18 protein-coding genes are annotated in these 15,571 nt (G+C 46.7%); 10 read left to right on the forward strand and 8 right to left on the reverse strand.

Features of this window, described 5'->3' with window-relative positions; all coding sequences use genetic code 11:
- Window positions 1-108: 108 nt before the first annotated feature.
- From spoIIR to C12CBH8_RS05690, 5 genes are all read right to left on the reverse strand, one after another.
- Window positions 109-735, reverse strand: a complete 627-nt coding sequence (gene spoIIR / locus C12CBH8_RS05670) for a stage II sporulation protein R (protein ID WP_090266314.1) — start codon at window positions 733-735, stop codon at window positions 109-111.
- Between the two features lie 61 nt (window positions 736-796).
- Window positions 797-1,675 carry a 4-(cytidine 5'-diphospho)-2-C-methyl-D-erythritol kinase gene (gene ispE / locus C12CBH8_RS05675; RefSeq protein WP_099321952.1) on the reverse strand — a complete coding sequence of 293 codons (879 nt, stop codon included), beginning with the start codon at window positions 1,673-1,675 and terminating at the stop codon, window positions 797-799.
- Window positions 1,676-1,696: 21 nt separating this feature from the next.
- Window positions 1,697-2,866, reverse strand: coding sequence for a pyridoxal phosphate-dependent aminotransferase (locus C12CBH8_RS05680; protein WP_215533794.1), 1,170 nt, complete (start codon window positions 2,864-2,866; stop codon window positions 1,697-1,699).
- Window positions 2,866-3,345 carry an Lrp/AsnC family transcriptional regulator gene (locus C12CBH8_RS05685; RefSeq protein WP_090266320.1) on the reverse strand — a complete coding sequence of 160 codons (480 nt, stop codon included), beginning with the start codon at window positions 3,343-3,345 and terminating at the stop codon, window positions 2,866-2,868. Before C12CBH8_RS05685 ends, C12CBH8_RS05680 begins: the two co-directional genes overlap by 1 nt.
- Before the next feature lie 108 nt (window positions 3,346-3,453).
- Window positions 3,454-4,266 carry a histidinol-phosphatase HisJ family protein gene (locus C12CBH8_RS05690; RefSeq protein ID WP_090266321.1) on the reverse strand — a complete coding sequence of 271 codons (813 nt, stop codon included), beginning with the start codon at window positions 4,264-4,266 and terminating at the stop codon, window positions 3,454-3,456.
- 143 nt (window positions 4,267-4,409) lie between these two features.
- Between C12CBH8_RS05690 and C12CBH8_RS05695 the strand changes: the two genes are divergently transcribed.
- Window positions 4,410-4,916 (forward strand): GNAT family N-acetyltransferase, encoded by a 507-nt coding sequence (locus tag C12CBH8_RS05695; protein ID WP_215533741.1) that lies wholly within the window; start codon window positions 4,410-4,412, stop codon window positions 4,914-4,916.
- Between the two features lie 93 nt (window positions 4,917-5,009).
- Here the strand turns inward: C12CBH8_RS05695 and C12CBH8_RS05700 are convergent, their stop codons facing one another.
- The 3 genes from C12CBH8_RS05700 to C12CBH8_RS05710 all read right to left on the reverse strand — a co-directional run bounded on the left by C12CBH8_RS05700 (window position 5,010) and on the right by C12CBH8_RS05710 (window position 6,607).
- Window positions 5,010-5,843, reverse strand: a complete 834-nt coding sequence (locus C12CBH8_RS05700) for an Mrp/NBP35 family ATP-binding protein (protein ID WP_215533742.1) — start codon at window positions 5,841-5,843, stop codon at window positions 5,010-5,012.
- A gap of 93 nt (window positions 5,844-5,936) precedes the next feature.
- Complete coding sequence (locus tag C12CBH8_RS05705; RefSeq protein WP_090266327.1) at window positions 5,937-6,302, reverse strand: DUF134 domain-containing protein; 366 nt, start codon at window positions 6,300-6,302, stop codon at window positions 5,937-5,939.
- A 92-nt stretch (window positions 6,303-6,394) separates the two neighbouring features.
- Window positions 6,395-6,607 (reverse strand): DUF896 domain-containing protein, encoded by a 213-nt coding sequence (locus C12CBH8_RS05710; protein WP_090266328.1) that lies wholly within the window; start codon window positions 6,605-6,607, stop codon window positions 6,395-6,397.
- Between the two features lie 300 nt (window positions 6,608-6,907).
- Between C12CBH8_RS05710 and C12CBH8_RS05715 the strand changes: the two genes are divergently transcribed.
- From C12CBH8_RS05715 to C12CBH8_RS05755, 9 genes are all read left to right on the forward strand, one after another.
- Entirely contained in the window at window positions 6,908-7,177 is a 270-nt protein-coding gene (locus C12CBH8_RS05715) for an ACT domain-containing protein (protein ID WP_090266330.1), read from the forward strand.
- Between the two features lie 45 nt (window positions 7,178-7,222).
- Entirely contained in the window at window positions 7,223-8,584 is a 1,362-nt protein-coding gene (locus C12CBH8_RS05720; RefSeq protein ID WP_090266332.1) for a PFL family protein, read from the forward strand.
- 286 nt (window positions 8,585-8,870) lie between these two features.
- Entirely contained in the window at window positions 8,871-9,182 is a 312-nt protein-coding gene (locus tag C12CBH8_RS05725; protein WP_215533743.1) for a hypothetical protein, read from the forward strand.
- 69 nt (window positions 9,183-9,251) lie between these two features.
- On the forward strand, window positions 9,252-10,316 hold the full coding sequence (locus tag C12CBH8_RS05730; RefSeq protein WP_215533744.1) for a V-type ATPase subunit: 1,065 nt from the start codon (window positions 9,252-9,254) through the stop codon (window positions 10,314-10,316).
- 20 nt (window positions 10,317-10,336) lie between these two features.
- Entirely contained in the window at window positions 10,337-12,286 is a 1,950-nt protein-coding gene (locus C12CBH8_RS05735; protein ID WP_099321957.1) for a V-type ATP synthase subunit I, read from the forward strand.
- Window positions 12,287-12,333: 47 nt separating this feature from the next.
- Complete coding sequence (locus tag C12CBH8_RS05740) at window positions 12,334-12,780, forward strand: ATP synthase subunit C (RefSeq protein ID WP_090266338.1); 447 nt, start codon at window positions 12,334-12,336, stop codon at window positions 12,778-12,780.
- Between the two features lie 44 nt (window positions 12,781-12,824).
- Window positions 12,825-13,133 (forward strand): V-type ATP synthase subunit F, encoded by a 309-nt coding sequence (locus tag C12CBH8_RS05745; RefSeq protein ID WP_090266340.1) that lies wholly within the window; start codon window positions 12,825-12,827, stop codon window positions 13,131-13,133.
- A gap of 46 nt (window positions 13,134-13,179) precedes the next feature.
- Entirely contained in the window at window positions 13,180-13,791 is a 612-nt protein-coding gene (locus tag C12CBH8_RS05750) for a V-type ATP synthase subunit E (RefSeq protein WP_090266341.1), read from the forward strand.
- A gap of 19 nt (window positions 13,792-13,810) precedes the next feature.
- On the forward strand, window positions 13,811-15,568 hold the full coding sequence (locus C12CBH8_RS05755; protein ID WP_090266343.1) for a V-type ATP synthase subunit A: 1,758 nt from the start codon (window positions 13,811-13,813) through the stop codon (window positions 15,566-15,568).
- Window positions 15,569-15,571 lie beyond the last annotated feature (3 nt).

A 15,571-nucleotide genomic window follows, 5' to 3' on the forward strand; every position in this document is an offset into this window, starting at 1 on the left:
AAAAGATGAATCCGCAGACTGCAACAATTTATCTCAAAACTCACAAACAAACCTATCCCGCCGTCCACAAATTCCGGCAAGATAGGTTTGTTTTTATACCGATTCTTTTTATTGGTCAGATGGTTGCATCCAATTTTGAATGCAATCCTGAATTTCCTCAAACCATTCCACGATCTTGAATTTGACTTCGTATTGTTCCCCGCCTTCGACAATATCAGTCTCCCCAGGATTTAGTACATCCTCAATTTGTTTTGGATCCTCAGCGGCCGGCAGGCACATGGGAGGAAACATCACACACCACCAGTTATGCCCTTCCCCTGATCCGATCAATACCCGCAGAGCGTCGTATTGGCCGGCAGGCAATGTAACGGAGCCATACTGTCTTGTATTAAAATAAGTATTTTCCAGCCTGATCTCCACTGGATAGTCATATCCCTGTTTTTGAATTTCGTCTTGAGCTGCCGCTTCCAATTCGGGAAGATGTTGACTGGCAATTTGTTTGGCTTCCTGACGGTTTGAGACATGATCCATCAGATGTTCCGATTCCAAAAGGATACGGTCGCGGACCTTGAGCTTTAATGCTTGATCCTCTTGGCTGTCGGAATTGGCGAGGACATGCAACCGTAAAACGCTTTCTCGTATGTTTTGGCACTGTTGGGAAAAGCTTGCCATGCTACAAAGAATCGCTATAACAAGTCCCATTGACAAAGCTGCCAATAATCTTTTAAAATTCATAAAAAATCCCGTCCTTTTCCAATGGTGATACCATCAGTATGGACGGGTTTAAATCTCTTATTCAGTGATTTTCAATTATTTTGCAGCCATACGCGATCGGACGGGTAACAAACACATCATTGTATATTTGCGCCAGATGATCCCAGCATATTTTTGCTTCAGCTTCTTTTCGAAAGATGCCGAAGATTGTAGGTCCGCTGCCGCTCATACAGCTTACCATGGCGCCGCAATTGTTCATAACGCTTCGAATGTGATCCAGCTCAGGGATACAGATGACCTGTTCAAACACATTGTTTACTGAGGAAACTACAAAATCAATATTTCCATCCGCCAGGGCATCGATCATCCCATCTACATCTGGATGAGAGACTTGTACTAAATCGTCAAAACGGCGATATGCCTCCTGCGTTGAGACACCCACGTCCGGTTTGCACAAAACAAGAAAACAGTCCGGAGGGCTTGGAAGTGGAGAAAGGGTTGTCCCAATATCTTGGGCGAGAGATGTCCCGCCTTGCAGACAAAAAGGTATATCCGCCCCTAATTTAGCCGCCAGATTCGATAAAGCATCAGGTTTTACTTGACCATATAAACTATTGAGCGCCACAAGGACGGCAGCAGCATCTGCACTGCCGCCAGCCAACCCTGCCGCTATAGGGATCCTCTTTTGGATATGGATCGAAACACCGTTTTTTGTCTTGTCCACACCTACATGATCTAGATAAAGCCTTGCCGCACGATATGCTAGATTCCCCTCATCCACAGGCAGATCTGTACGGGAACAGGACAATGAGATTCCTTCACCGCATAGGTCTACCTCTACGATATCACATAGATCTACCGTCTGCATCACCATGCGAACTAAATGATATCCATCATCCCGACGACCAGTGATATCCAAAGAGAGATTAACCTTTGCAGGCGCCTTGACCAAAATACTCATGGACGGGCCGCTCCTTTTCCTTTATGGCGTAGCTTTTAAAAACTTCTTGAGACGTTTGAGTGCTTCAATGATATGTTTGGTAGAATAGCAGTATGAAACACGGACAAATCCCTCCCCGCTTTCCCCAAACGCACTCCCAGGGACTAAAGCGACTTTTTGATCAAAGAGCAACTTTTCACAAAAAGCTTCGGAATCCATCCCAGTAGAGCGAATACAGGGAAAACAGTAAAAGGCACCTTCCGGTTCGAAACAGTCAAGCCCTAATGAACGAAGGCCGTCTACCATCAAACGGCGGCGCATATCGTATTCATCCCGCATCCCTTCAATATCGCTATCCCCAGCCCGCATGGCTTCTACAGCGGCATACTGGGCAGTGGTAGGGGCGCTCATGATGGCAAACTGATGCAGTTTTGTCATAGCACCAATGATTTCCTTCGGACCGCAGGCATAACCTAAACGCCAGCCGGTCATCGCATAAGACTTGGAGAATCCACTGACCAAAACAGTGTGTTCCCACATTCCCTCAACGGACGCGATAGATTCATGGTGTGCCTGGCCATAGGTCAGTTCACCATAGATTTCATCGGCCAACACCATAATATTGGTACCACGGATGACTTCTGCAATGGCTTCCAGATGTTCGCGACGCATAACAGCTCCGGTAGGATTGTTTGGATAAGGTAAAACAAGCAGCTTGGTTCGCGGTGTGATCGCTTTGCGAAGTTGCTCGGCTGTCAGGCGGAAGTGATCTTCCGCTTTGGTCTCGATAATAACGGGGATACCTCCAGCCATCTCAGTGATAGGGCGATAGCACACAAAGGACGGCTCTGGGATAATGACTTCGTCCCCGTAGTCTACCAAGGAACGCATACACAAGTCGATGGCTTCTGATCCGCCCACCGTTACCAGTACTTCATTTTCCGGATGATAAGAGACCTGGAACCGGCGAGAAAGATAATTTGTAATTTCACGCCGCAACTCCATCAGACCGCTGTTGGAAGTATAATGTGTTTTTCCCTTTTCCAGGGAGTGGATACCGGCCTGACGGACGTGCCATGGAGTCATAAAATCCGGTTCACCCACTGAAAGGGAAATGACATCGTCCATTTCAGCGGCAATGTCAAAAAAACGCCGAATACCCGACGGCTTAACACGGCGTAGCCGTTCGGTCATCAGATTTTCATAATCCATCACAGCAGGATGTTCCTCCTCTCGTCAGGAGGGACTGTATTCATCAGCAGACCTTTTTCCTTATAGCGGCTCAGGACAAAATGAGTGGCTGTAGAGAGTACAGACTCCAAAGGAGACAATCTCTTTGCCACAAACATGGCGATTTCCTGGAAAGTGCGGCCGTTTAACATGACCGCTACATCAAAGCCGCCCGACATCAAATAAACGTCCTGTACCTCCTCAAAGGCTGCGATGGTATGGGCGATCTCGTCAAAACCTAGATCCCGCTTAGGAGTGACCTTCAATTCGATGAGCGCAGTGACGTATTCACGCTGGGTTTTATCCCAGTTGATGACTGTTTTATAGCCGCGGATTACGCCCTGTTTTTCCAAGCGGTCGATTTCTGCGGCCACCTCTTCTGGTGTCATGCCCAGCATTACGGCCATTTGTTCATTGCTCAAACGGGCGTTTTCATCCAATAATTTCAATAGCTTCTCCACTGATATTCCCTCCTTTTAGGTTTGAACCGATTGAGTGTTTTGATATTAAAACCCCTGCCGAAGACAGAGAATTTGCATTATTATAGCGCAACATGTTCCTAGATGCAATTAGTTGAGAGATAAAAACACAGGTTTATGCTGTTCAAAATAGGCCACTCGGGTAAATCCGGCTTGCTTTGCCAGATCCATTCCCCTTTCGATACCAAAGCCTACACGAGCCGATTGATGGGCGTCCGATCCTACGGTGATGATCTCCCCTCCCAATTCCTTAAAACGGCGGATAATTTTGAGATCCGGCATTGTGGATGCCAGCGGGGAGTCCAGAGTAGAGGTATTGATCTCCAACCCTTTTTCTTGGGAAGCGAGGGTCTGAAGAATGTCGTCGATCAGATCACGATAGGGAGATAAGTCGACCGGGATACCGTGGACACCTTGTATATACCGCAGAGGATATGTCAGGTGAGCGAGGCTGTCAAAATGGCCCCACTGTACCAGTTCCAGCATCTCCGAGAAATAGCTTTCAAGCAGACGCTTGATATTTTCCTTTTTATAATCCAAATAATAAAAATCCTGTTTGCCGCGGATGTTATGCAGCGAAGCCAGGACAAAGTCCATCATAGGAGTCTGGGCCACACGTTCGGCACAGGCATAATTTTGAGTAGCCTGCCCCATCTCAACGCCCACTAGTACCTTTACCCGGCCGCGAAATACCTCCCGAGCCTTGACGGTTTCAAACACAGCTTGGCGAAGAGAGCGATCGTAATGATCCTGATAAAAACTATTCATTTCACAATGATCTGTAATGGCGATGGCTACCAATCCACGTTTTACCGCTCGTTCACACAAGCTGGTAGGCGGATCGATTCCATCAGGGGAACTATCAGAATGGGTATGTGTGTCAGCCATAAATTGGTATGACATGGTTGCGATCCCTCCTTTGCGGTATTTATCATACCACAATTTTTCCCAGAAAGGAACCACTTAACCGAATACTTACTAGTCCTTTCCTTGAATCCATGGTAAAATAGAATAACCTAGAAATCAGAAAGGGAGATGAACAAAGAATGCAGTATACCATTTACCAAGCCTCTGCGCAGCATGTGCAGATATTAAATGATATCCACTACAAAAGCTGGATGGTGTGTTATAGAGGCATGCTCGACGACGACTTTCTGGATACCATGGATTCCCAACGCTGGATCAGTCCCTTTCAGAAGATGATTGGAGAAAGTTTATATGCGGCCGTCTTAGAAACAGATGGTCGGCCTGCGGGCTGTGTTACTTACCGACTCAGCGATCAACCATATGATAATCAAAGGACAGGCGAAATTGTATCTTTTTACTTTCTACCTGATTTTTGGGGAAAAGGTATAGCCGCTCCTTTGATGCAGTGGGTTTTGACAGAATTAAAACAGATGGGATGTATTTATGCATCGCTTTGGGTATTGGAACAGAATCAAAGAGCCCAGCGTTTTTATAAAAAGATGGGGTTTCTTCTGACAAGCGAATTACTTTACAGCGACATGGGGCGACAAAAAACAACGGATTTTCGTATGATGAAAGCTTTATAAGGGCGTACATTGCCAATAAAACAGAGAAAAATCCCCCTTTTGTTGAAAAAGGGGGATTTTTCTCTGTGAAGCTATATGACTTTACACGCTGTTTTATGCGAGTTCTTCCAATTTGTCGGCAGCACTATCCAACCAGTCACCTTCAAACAGTTCGACGGCACCCGCATCACACACTTTAGCAAGAGCCGGATCCATAGGAATCTTACCGAGAACCGATAATCCATATTCAGCAGCGGTCTGTTCGATATGGCTTTCGCCAAATACTTTGATTTGTTTTTTACAGTCAGGGCATTCCACATAGCTCATATTTTCCACGATGCCTAAAATCGGGACATTCATTAATCGTGCCATGTTTACGGCCTTGGACACAATCATACTCACCAGTTCCTGAGGAGAAGTAACCACAATGATACCGTCCAGCGGGATGGATTGGAATACTGTCAATGGAACGTCGCCCGTTCCGGGAGGCATGTCCACAAACATGTAGTCAACATCCGACCAAATGACATCTGTCCAGAACTGCTTTACTGTGCCGGCGATGACAGGGCCTCTCCACACAACGGGATCGCTTTCATTTTCCAGCAAAAGATTGAGAGACATAACACTGATGCCCATCTGGGAACGAACCGGATATAACCCCAAATCGCTGCCAGTTGCCTTTTCACGCAGGCCGAATATGGTGGGGATAGACGGGCCTGTAATATCAGCGTCCAGGATGGCGGTGCGATGGCCACGGCGATTCATAAGCACTGACATCAGGGATGTAACCAGAGATTTACCTACGCCCCCTTTGCCGCTTACCACGCCGATGACTTTTTTGATATTGCTCATTTCATGGGGCTTTTCCAAAAAATCAGCCGGATTGGACTGACGCTCCGAACAATTACTACTGCAAGATCCGCAGTCATGAGAACAAGATTCACTCATTGTAATTCTCCAATCTCCGACGGCCTATCACTTGATTCAAAAAATTCACGCTGTCCCCTCCGCCGGCCGGAATACAGCGTACATAAGGATTCCCTACTTTTTCTGAGTAGTAGAATCTTCGCCCCATCGATAGGGACATTGCATACAGTTCTGGCTGCATTGGAAGCGCATATCGGTGACAGTATAATGACCGCCTTCTATCGAGATGCTTTTTCCATCGACCAAAGCAAGCGCCGCCTTCCTCCTGGCTGCCGTTAGGATGCGTTGAACTGTCCCACGTGATACATCCATGTGCCGCGCCGCTTCCTCTTGATCCAAGCCTTCCAGATCGCACAACCGCAGTGCTTCCAATTCCTCCACATTGATAACGACGCATTCCCGCTGGCCGCCGGTGCCCGGAAGGAACAATCGACATTTTGGCTCAGCGCAAACGCGTCTACATTTGGAAATCCGCGGCATACTCCACCTCCCATACAACACAAATGGGCATATGCACAGCAGAAATTATACTGTGCATATGCCCATTTGTCAAGGCGCAATCATGCCCAATTTTAGCTTTTTATGGATTCCTTTTTGGAAAGGGGAATTTCTTTGCCATCCTTCTCGATGACAATATTATCTAAGGCTGCCGTCAAACTGCGGCGGTATGCCAAAATATACTGTTTACGAAGCTCATGCTGCTCCTCTTTTTCCTCCGGAGTTAAGCCGATCTCGCGGCTTTTTTTAGCCAGTTCATTGATCCGGCTGATCTGGCGTTGATTCATTTTGGTCATGCCCTCTTTCTACATATAGTGCCTCTTCCGGCGCTGATCTTTCTACCTATTTAAATACTAGTTCTATTATAACATAAAAATCCGATAAATGCATGTATTTGATCCAAAGAAAATTAAAAACGACAGGACAAATATTTGGATTCAGAAAGCAAATAAAAAGGGCTTTTGGAGGCTTAGCAAAAAACTTGACAAAATTCTGACAAAAATGCATAATTAGAAACGGATGTGTCTTGCGATCGGCCAAACGATCGGGGCACCGTGACCAAGCCAAATGAGGGAGGATTTTTTATTATGCGCGCTGTCATTAGTGTAATTGGAAAAGATATGATGGGAATTCTGGCCAAGGTAACCACTTTATGCTATGAAACCGATGTAAACGTCATTGAGGTAACACAATCGGTGTTACAGGATTTGTTCGCCATGACGATGATGGTGGATATGGAAAAGTGCAGCGTTCCCTTTACCGAATTATCTGACCGCATGAGGCAGCTTGGAGAAGATATGGGTCTTTCCATTCGGATGATGCACGAGGATATCTTTAATTCCATGCACCGCATCTAAGACAAGTCTTGATATCCCACTGTTTTTTTGAATTGGAGGACTGTTATGTTAAACGCTCGTGATATTTTAGAAACCATTAATATGATCAACAATGAACATCTGGATGTCCGGACAATTACGATGGGCATCTCGCTGTTGGATTGCTGCGATCCTGATGTAGAGGCCGCTTGCGCCAAAATTTACGATAAGATCTGCCGTTATGCCAAGGATCTGGTAAAGGTTGGAGAAGACATTGAAAAGGAGTACGGAATTCCAATCATCAACAAAAGGATCTCCGTTACCCCCATCGCTATGATTGCCGCCTGCTGTCAGACCATGAATACCGTCCGCTTTGCCATGACATTGGAAAAAGCCGCCCAAACAGTAGGAGTTAACTTTATTGGCGGGTATTCGGCTTTGGTTCAGAAGGGATTTGCCGCCGGCGATTATGCACTGATTCAAAGCATCCCGGAAGCCCTTTCAGTGACAGAACATGTGTGTTCATCGGTCAATATCGGTTCCACAAAAACTGGTATCAACATGGATGCAGTGGCTATGATGGGTAAAATCGTCCGCCAGACGGCGGAAATTACAGCGGATCGCGATTGTATCGGTTGTGCAAAGCTGGTGGTGTTCTGCAATGCTCCGGAGGATAATCCTTTTATGGCGGGTGCATTCCATGGTGCGGGCGAACCGGATTGTGTGATTAATGTAGGGGTATCCGGACCTGGTGTGGTGCGCGCCGCGCTGCAGAAGTTGAGCCCTGACTGTGACTTGACTGAAGTGGCTGATACCGTCAAACGCACTGCGTTTAAAATTACAAGAATGGGTCAATTGGTGGCGAAAGAGGCGTCGAAAAGATTGTGCGTACCGTTTGGTATTGTAGATCTTTCCTTAGCTCCTACCCCGGCGGTAGGCGATTCTGTAGCCCACATTCTGGAAGAAATGGGCCTGAAACAATGTGGGACACACGGAACAACGGCTGCTTTGGCATTGCTCAACGATGCCGTTAAAAAGGGCGGAGCTATGGCTTCTTCGCATGTGGGCGGACTGTCGGGTGCGTTTATTCCCGTAACAGAGGATGCCGGCATGATCGATGCTGCACGTTCGGGCTGTTTGACATTGGAAAAGCTGGAGGCTATGACTTCAGTATGCTCGGTGGGATTGGATATGATTGCTATCCCAGGAGATACTACGGCAGAGATTATTTCGGCTATCATTGCCGACGAAGCTGCCATTGGTATGGTCAATTCCAAAACCACAGCAGTACGTGTCATTCCAGCTATTGGTAAACAAGCTGGAGAAGAACTTTCTTTTGGAGGCTTGTTGGGAGAAGGACCCATTATGCCGGTCAACACCACTTCTCCTGCTCAATTTATACATCGAGGCGGCCGCATCCCGGCCCCGCTTCAGAGCTTGAAAAACTAGAGATAGTTCCAGCTTTTGTAACAAAATTTTGTTGTTTTGTGACTAAGGTTGTCTATGCTTTTCATATTGTAATCGCAGAAAAATGGGTATATAATCTGGTAGTAGAAAATCAAAAGAACCCCAGATCCATTTTTTTAGCCAATCGATCTGGGGAGAACGTTATTCGTTCTCCCTCTCTATTTACGGCAGCGTTATGGAGGATGAACCTTTCTTAATGGTGTTACAATAGAGAAAAAAGGTTGTTTCGCGTTTGCTTTATATTTGTGTTTATAAGGGAGATGCTACTATGCAGGATACCATTCGTCGAATCCTTGAAATGGATGAGCAGGCAAGACAATTGACGGAAGATGCTTCATCCATGCGTGTTCAGGCAGAGGTTTCCATTGAGGATCGGAAAAGGACTCTGAAAGCGGAATATCTCAACCGTGCAAAGGAAAAGATCAGCCAGATCGAGAAAAAAGAACATGAGTTTGCAGACGAGGAATGGGAAGTTACCCTCAAGAAGTATCAGGCCATTCGTCAAAAATTGGATGATACCTGCAAGAGAAATTTTGACGCTTGGGTTGAACAGATCGTGTCCCAAACCATAGCGCAGTAAAGACTAGTCGGCCTGCTCGCTGGAGCACGGCCTATAAGTACTTTTTGCCGTCTGCTTTTAGGCGGTGGATTGGAGGTCACGATGCTTGGTAGTTTATCCAACAATACCATTTGGGCAAAGGTAATGGCTAAATTCGGCCGCCGCCTTACGGCTCAAAACTATAGCGATTTGTTAAGCTGTCAGTCGGTGGGAGAAGCGGCTCTTTATTTGAAGAACAACACTGACTACAGCTCTATTTTGGATGAAGTGAAAAATACAGATGTCCATCGCGGGAGGTTAGAAGAACTGCTTCATCGTCGCCAGTTTGAAGATTTTTCTTCTCTCTGTGCATTTGAGTTTGCAGGTCAAAGTTTTTTTTATAAGATTATCATCCGCCGCAACGAGATTGAACAACTTCTACATTGCCTACGGCTTTTGTCTTTTGGTAGAGAAGATGAATATCTGTTTCGCCTCCCTACTTTTTTTGCCAATCACACACAGATTAACTTGATCGGATTAGCAAAATGTAAAAGTTTCGATGAAATTCTTACGGTTCTGGCGGATACAGAATATGCGGCCATGCTCAAGAAGTATAAACCTCAGGACGGTCAGCCATTGGATTTTACAGGTATTGAGACTACACTCAATACGTATCTTTACGATACAATCTTCTCTTTGATCAAAGAGAATACCCATGGAACGGCCCGCAGGGAATTGATAGAACTTTACAGCATGGAGGCAGAACTGGAAAATGTTTTGCGCATTGTCCGGTTGAAAAAAGGGTTTAGTCTTTCCCCTCAATTTATCCGGTCGTGCTTGATCTCCCATTGGCTTTATATCACGCCTAAACTTTTGGACGATATGCTGGCAGCGGAATCGGCAGATGAAGTACTACGCATTTTCCAAAAGAGCAAATATGGTAAAAAGATGCCGCAAGATAAGGACTATTTATATTATGAACAGCGTTTTCAGCAGATCCTATTCCAGAAGGCCATTCACATGCTGCACTTTTCAGTGAATCCGTCTTCTATCTTTGCGGCTTACAGTATTTTTTCTCGGATAGAACTTCACAATATTATTAATATTATCGAAGGAATTCGATATCAGTTAAGCCAAGACCAGATCAGAGAAATGCTGATTTTGGAAAACTCATAAACAAAGGCGGGTGAGCACAAATGGCGGTTGAAAAGATGATGCTCGTCAACCTACTGGGAAAGATGGAAAACTTTGATCGGGATGTGGAAGTCCTGGTAAATGAGGACTTCCATCCCGAGAAGACCATGGCCTTTTTGGACGATACCAGCGGTTACACATCCATCAATGAAGAAAATCCTTACACCCAGAAGTTGCAGCTGTTAAGCGATTTATCCAAGGCAAATTCCCCACCGATCGATATTGAGCATCGAGAAGTAACTCCGATGGAGATCAGCGAAATAGAGAGTTACATTGATGATGTTGGAACACAGTTTAGCGTTCTGGCATCTCAACAAAAAACGCTGCAAGATGCCATTGCAAGGGATCAACTCTATATCTCTCAGCTGGAGCATTTTAAGGAACTGGACACACGGCTGGATCAAGTCTTTTCCAGCGAATTTATTAAGGTTCGTTTTGGCCGTATCCCACGAGATAGTTATCCAAAATTGCAGGCCTATGCCAGCAATCCCTATTTGATTTTTATCCCTTGTTCTACGGATAACACCCATTATTGGGGCGTCTATTTTTGTCCTCAGGATCATGCGGATAAAATTGATCGGATTTTTTCTCACTTGTACTTTGAACGTTTGAGGGTACCAGGCGTCAATGGCACTCCTAGAGAAGGGATTGAAAAACTTCAGAAGGCGGTAAAACTCAATGAAAAAAAGTTAGAGGAATACCGCCAGAAAATGAAGGATCTCTGGCAAAAGGAACGAGATCAGGTAGAACAGATCGGTGCTTATCTACTTCATCTCAGCGACATTTTTAATCTCAAACGTTGCGCTGCAAAACATGGCGGGTTGTATCACGTCATTGGTTGGATCCCAGCCAAGAGGGCGAAAGCACTAAAAGCTCACTATGATCAGCTGGATGATACACAGTGTATTGTCGATCCGCCGGAGGATCCGGATCCTATTCATCCCAAGGCGGAAGCCAATCCCCCTACCCGTCTCAAAAACAGCTGGCTTACCAAACCATTTGAAATGTTTGTGGATATGTTTGGCCTGCCGTCCTATCGGGAAATCGATCCCACGGGTTTTGTGGCCATTACGTATGCTATTCTATTCGGCATTATGTTTGGCGACTTTGGCCAAGGGCTACTGGTCATAGGCGTAGGCGCCTTCATGTGGAAGAAAATGAAGATGAAGTTAGGTCCTATCCTAATGCGCGTCGGTATTTTTTCTTCCCTGTTTGGTCTGATTTATGGTGAAGTTTTTGGCTTTGAGGGCGTTTTAGACGGCGTATATGAAAACCTCCTCGGCGTCGAACCCTTTAAGGTGATGGAGGGAGAACATATTATTATTATCCTCCTCTCGGCCGTCGGATTAGGCGTTTTAATGGCCATTGTCTCAATGATCCTCAATATCTACTCCGCTTTACGAAGACGGGATTTTGAAGCTGGATTGTTTGGTCCCAGCGGTGTTGCCGGTCTGGTATTTTATACTTCGCTGATTGTAGGTGCGCTGCTTCAAATGGTTCTGCAGATCCCGGTAATGAATGTGGCTTATATTCTTCTACTGATCGTTTTGCCGCTGTTTTGTATCTTCTTCCGCGGCCCGCTCAGTGATCTGATTTCCGGCAAGAAAAATTGGATGCCGGAACAAATTGGAGGGTACATCGTCGAGAACTTCTTTGAGATGTTTGAATTCCTCTTGAGCTACTTTACAAACACCCTCTCCTTTTTGCGCGTAGGCGCATTTGCGTTGGTGCACGCCGGTATGATGATGGTGGTCTTTACGATCGCCGGCCTATTTGGTCCTATCGGATACACAATAACTGCAATCATCGGCAATGTAATTGTGTCCGCACTGGAAGGATTGCTTGTCGGGATTCAGGTCCTCAGGCTGGAGTACTACGAAATGTTTAGCCGGTTCTATGAAGGTGGCGGACGTCCGTTCCGCACAGTCAAGAACCTACGTAATGTGGAGTAAGAAAGAAGCCTGTCCCCTACTTTCTGTTATATTAAGGAGGAAATGTTATGTACGTCGTATTTGCGCTGGTCGTGTTGGCCGCAGTGGCTATCCCATTTGTCCTTTCCCTGCGTAGTCTGAAGAAGACAGGCAGTGCCAGAAAGGCTGTAAAGGTTAATCTGATCGCGTTTGCCGCAGTGGCCCTGCTGTGTGCCGCTGCCCCGTTCATGGCTTCGGCCGCTCCCGCTGAGGATGCTGCTGCTCCTACTACCACCTCTTCGCAGACTGCTGAAGGTGGAATGTCGGACAAAGGCATTGGTTACATTGCCGCTGCTTTGGCAGTTGGTCTCTCCGGTATCGGCGGTGGTATCTCGGTAGCCGCTGCTGCACCTGCCGCTATCGGAGCCACTTCGGAGGATCAGAAGAACTTTGCAAAATCTTTGATCTTCGTTGCATTGGGTGAAGGTATTGCCCTTTACGGCTTGGTCGTCTCCATCTTGATCCTCTTTACCTAATATTGAAAACCAATCTGAGTTTGCAGGAAAGTCGGTGAACCCGTATGAAATTTCAGGTGATCAGCGACAACATCGATACCCTAGTCGGTATGCGTCTCGCTGGCATTGAGGGCGTCATCGCCCACGAGCCGGAAGAGGTGCAAAAAGCTTTGACAGAAGCGGTCGACGATCCTACCATTGGCGTGGTTTTAGTGACCCAAAGGCTTGTGAGCCTCTGCCCCGACTTGGTCTATGACATCAAGCTCAATCAGCACCGCCTATTGATTGTAGAGATTCCGGACCGCCACGGTTCAGGACGGGAAGAGGATTCCATTACCCGCTATGTCCGAGAAGCGATCGGCGTAAAGCTGTAGGACATTTTCCCCCGCCTTGCTGGGGATTCAAGGGAGGTTTTGCGTTATGGATATACAGCAGCAAGACGAAAAACTAAGCAAATTCATAGAAGCCATCAATAAGGATGCGGAAGATAGACGTTCCCGCATCCTGGCCGAAGTGGAAGAGTACAACAAAGCTGAAATGGAAAAGGCTGAGACGGAGGCTTTGACCGAAGCTTATCATATGATTCAGGAGCAGATGGCTCAAATGCGTACGTCCATCCGGCGTGAGCTCTCTCAAAAGGAGATTAGTCTGCATCGGGAAACCCTGATGCAGAGAGAGAACATCACAAAACGGGTGTTTGAGGAAGCCAAAAAGCATTTGACGGCATTTACGCAGTCGGCTGATTATGAGACTTTTTTGGTCAAAGCTGCATCCAATGCCAAATCGGTTTTTCCAAAAGGCGATATTATCCTCTCGATGCGCCCCAGCGATATGAAGTTCGCCAACATGGTTGCCAAGGTGTTTGAAGGACGTGCGACGGTTCAAGAGGATGAAAGCATTCTTTTGGGCGGGATGCGCATCCGGTGCCAGGAATTGGGCCTTGTAATTGACGACACATTGGATACTCGCCTCAATGACCAGAAAGCTTGGTTTGCACAGCATTCTGGTCTGGCGGTGACGGCAGAAACCTAATCTCTTGGAGGTGAGCTAGTTGGCTGAAAAGAATGTAGTATATAGTATCAACGGCCCAGTTGTAACGGTCAAGGACACCAAAGCGTTTTCTATGCTGGAGATGGTGTATGTCGGCCACAAAGGACTTGTGGGCGAAGTGATCGGCATCACCGATCAATTTACCACCATTCAGGTTTATGAGGTGACTACAGGTCTTCGTCCTGGTGAGCCGGTGAAAGGGACAGGAGCACCCATGAGCGTCCTACTGGGCCCGGGCATCATCAGCAATATTTTTGATGGCATTGAACGTCCTCTGCGCAGCGTTGCGGAAGAAGAGGGCGCTTTTATTGGGGAAGGCTGTAATATTTCCGCCCTAGACGAAGAGAAGTTATGGGACGTAACCATTGAGGTAAAACCGGGTGACCAGGTATCAGGCGGCAGTGTATATGCCTCTTGTCCTGAAACAGCTCTTATTACCCACTACTGTACGATAGAGCCCAATATGGCTGGACAAGTGACATGGGTTGCTCCCAACGGCCAATATAAAATTCACGATACAGTGGTAAAGATCAAAGATCAAAAGGGACGTGAACAAGAGCTTAGCCTGTGTCACCGATGGCCTATCCGTGTTCCGCGGCCTGTAGCAGAACGTATGCCTGCTAGCCGTCCGCTGATAACCGGTCAACGTGTCATTGATAGTCTCCTCCCTATTGCCAAGGGCGGTACGGCCGCCATTCCTGGAGGGTTTGGCACTGGTAAAACTATGACCCAGCATCAGTTGGCGAAATGGTGCGACGCCGATATCATTGTCTACATCGGCTGCGGTGAGCGCGGCAATGAGATGTCCCAGGTATTGGAGGAGTTCAGTGAGCTCATTGACCCCAAGTCCAATCGTCCCCTGACCGATCGCACTGTGCTTATTGCCAACACTTCCAATATGCCCGTAGCTGCCCGTGAAGCTTCCATTTATACCGGCATTACTTTAGCTGAGTATTATCGGGATATGGGATATCATGTGGCTATTATGGCCGATTCAACTTCCCGTTGGGCTGAGGCGCTGCGTGAAATTTCTGGACGTCTGGAAGAAATGCCGGCGGAAGAAGGCTTCCCAGCCTATCTGCCGTCCCGTCTTTCCGAATTCTACGAACGAGCCGGCTATATGAAAACACTGGGCGGAAAAGAGGGTTCGGTCACTGTTATTGGCGCTGTTTCACCACAGGGTTCTGACTTCTCCGAACCGGTTACACAGAATACCAAACGTTTTACTCGCTGCTTCTGGGCGCTGGATAAATCACTTGCCTACAGCCGTCATTATCCTGCCATCAATTGGATGACCAGCTACAGCGAATATATCAACGATCTCACTCCGTGGTATCAGGAACATGTGGACAAGGATTTCATGAAGTGCCGGGCGCAGATCAACTCCCTGCTTCAAGAGGAGAATCAGCTGATGGAAATCGTCAAGTTGATTGGTGCAGATGTTCTTCCTGACGATCAAAAACTGATTATCGAAACAGCAAAGGTGATCCGTGTAGGATTCTTGCAGCAAAACGCATATCATAAGGATGATACTTATGTCCCGATGGAAAAACAAATGAAGATGATGCAGGTCATTTTGCATCTTTACTCCCGTGCTAAACACCTGGTCAATACTTCGGTTCCAATTTCCAGAGTGATTGAAACGGGACTCTTTGATAAATTGACCCGTATGAAGTATGACGTTCCAAATGATGAGGTATCCAAGCTGGATGATTACATCCAGGAGATCGACGATACCATCGCTAAGTTAACGGAATAAAGG

The sequence above is a fragment of the Solibaculum mannosilyticum genome (assembly GCF_015140235.1).
Classification (GTDB): domain Bacteria; phylum Bacillota; class Clostridia; order Oscillospirales; family Acutalibacteraceae; genus Solibaculum; species Solibaculum mannosilyticum.

Bases quoted from the DNA above. Each gene is read 5' to 3' on its own strand.
- spoIIR (WP_090266314.1), bottom strand. From the start codon at position 735: ATGAATTTTAAAAGATTATTGGCAGCTTTGTCAATGGGACTTGTTATA.
- ispE (WP_099321952.1), bottom strand. From the start codon at position 1,675: ATGAGTATTTTGGTCAAGGCGCCTGCAAAGGTTAATCTCTCTTTGGAT.
- C12CBH8_RS05680 (WP_215533794.1), bottom strand. From the start codon at position 2,866: ATGGATTATGAAAATCTGATGACCGAACGGCTACGCCGTGTTAAGCCG.
- C12CBH8_RS05690 (WP_090266321.1), bottom strand. From the start codon at position 4,266: ATGTCATACCAATTTATGGCTGACACACATACCCATTCTGATAGTTCC.
- C12CBH8_RS05695 (WP_215533741.1), top strand. From the start codon at position 4,410: ATGCAGTATACCATTTACCAAGCCTCTGCGCAGCATGTGCAGATATTA.
- C12CBH8_RS05700 (WP_215533742.1), bottom strand. From the start codon at position 5,843: ATGAGTGAATCTTGTTCTCATGACTGCGGATCTTGCAGTAGTAATTGT.
- C12CBH8_RS05705 (WP_090266327.1), bottom strand. From the start codon at position 6,302: ATGCCGCGGATTTCCAAATGTAGACGCGTTTGCGCTGAGCCAAAATGT.
- C12CBH8_RS05710 (WP_090266328.1), bottom strand. From the start codon at position 6,607: ATGAATCAACGCCAGATCAGCCGGATCAATGAACTGGCTAAAAAAAGC.
- C12CBH8_RS05715 (WP_090266330.1), top strand. From the start codon at position 6,908: ATGCGCGCTGTCATTAGTGTAATTGGAAAAGATATGATGGGAATTCTG.
- C12CBH8_RS05720 (WP_090266332.1), top strand. From the start codon at position 7,223: ATGTTAAACGCTCGTGATATTTTAGAAACCATTAATATGATCAACAAT.
- C12CBH8_RS05725 (WP_215533743.1), top strand. From the start codon at position 8,871: ATGCAGGATACCATTCGTCGAATCCTTGAAATGGATGAGCAGGCAAGA.
- C12CBH8_RS05735 (WP_099321957.1), top strand. From the start codon at position 10,337: ATGGCGGTTGAAAAGATGATGCTCGTCAACCTACTGGGAAAGATGGAA.
- C12CBH8_RS05740 (WP_090266338.1), top strand. From the start codon at position 12,334: ATGTACGTCGTATTTGCGCTGGTCGTGTTGGCCGCAGTGGCTATCCCA.
- C12CBH8_RS05745 (WP_090266340.1), top strand. From the start codon at position 12,825: ATGAAATTTCAGGTGATCAGCGACAACATCGATACCCTAGTCGGTATG.
- C12CBH8_RS05750 (WP_090266341.1), top strand. From the start codon at position 13,180: ATGGATATACAGCAGCAAGACGAAAAACTAAGCAAATTCATAGAAGCC.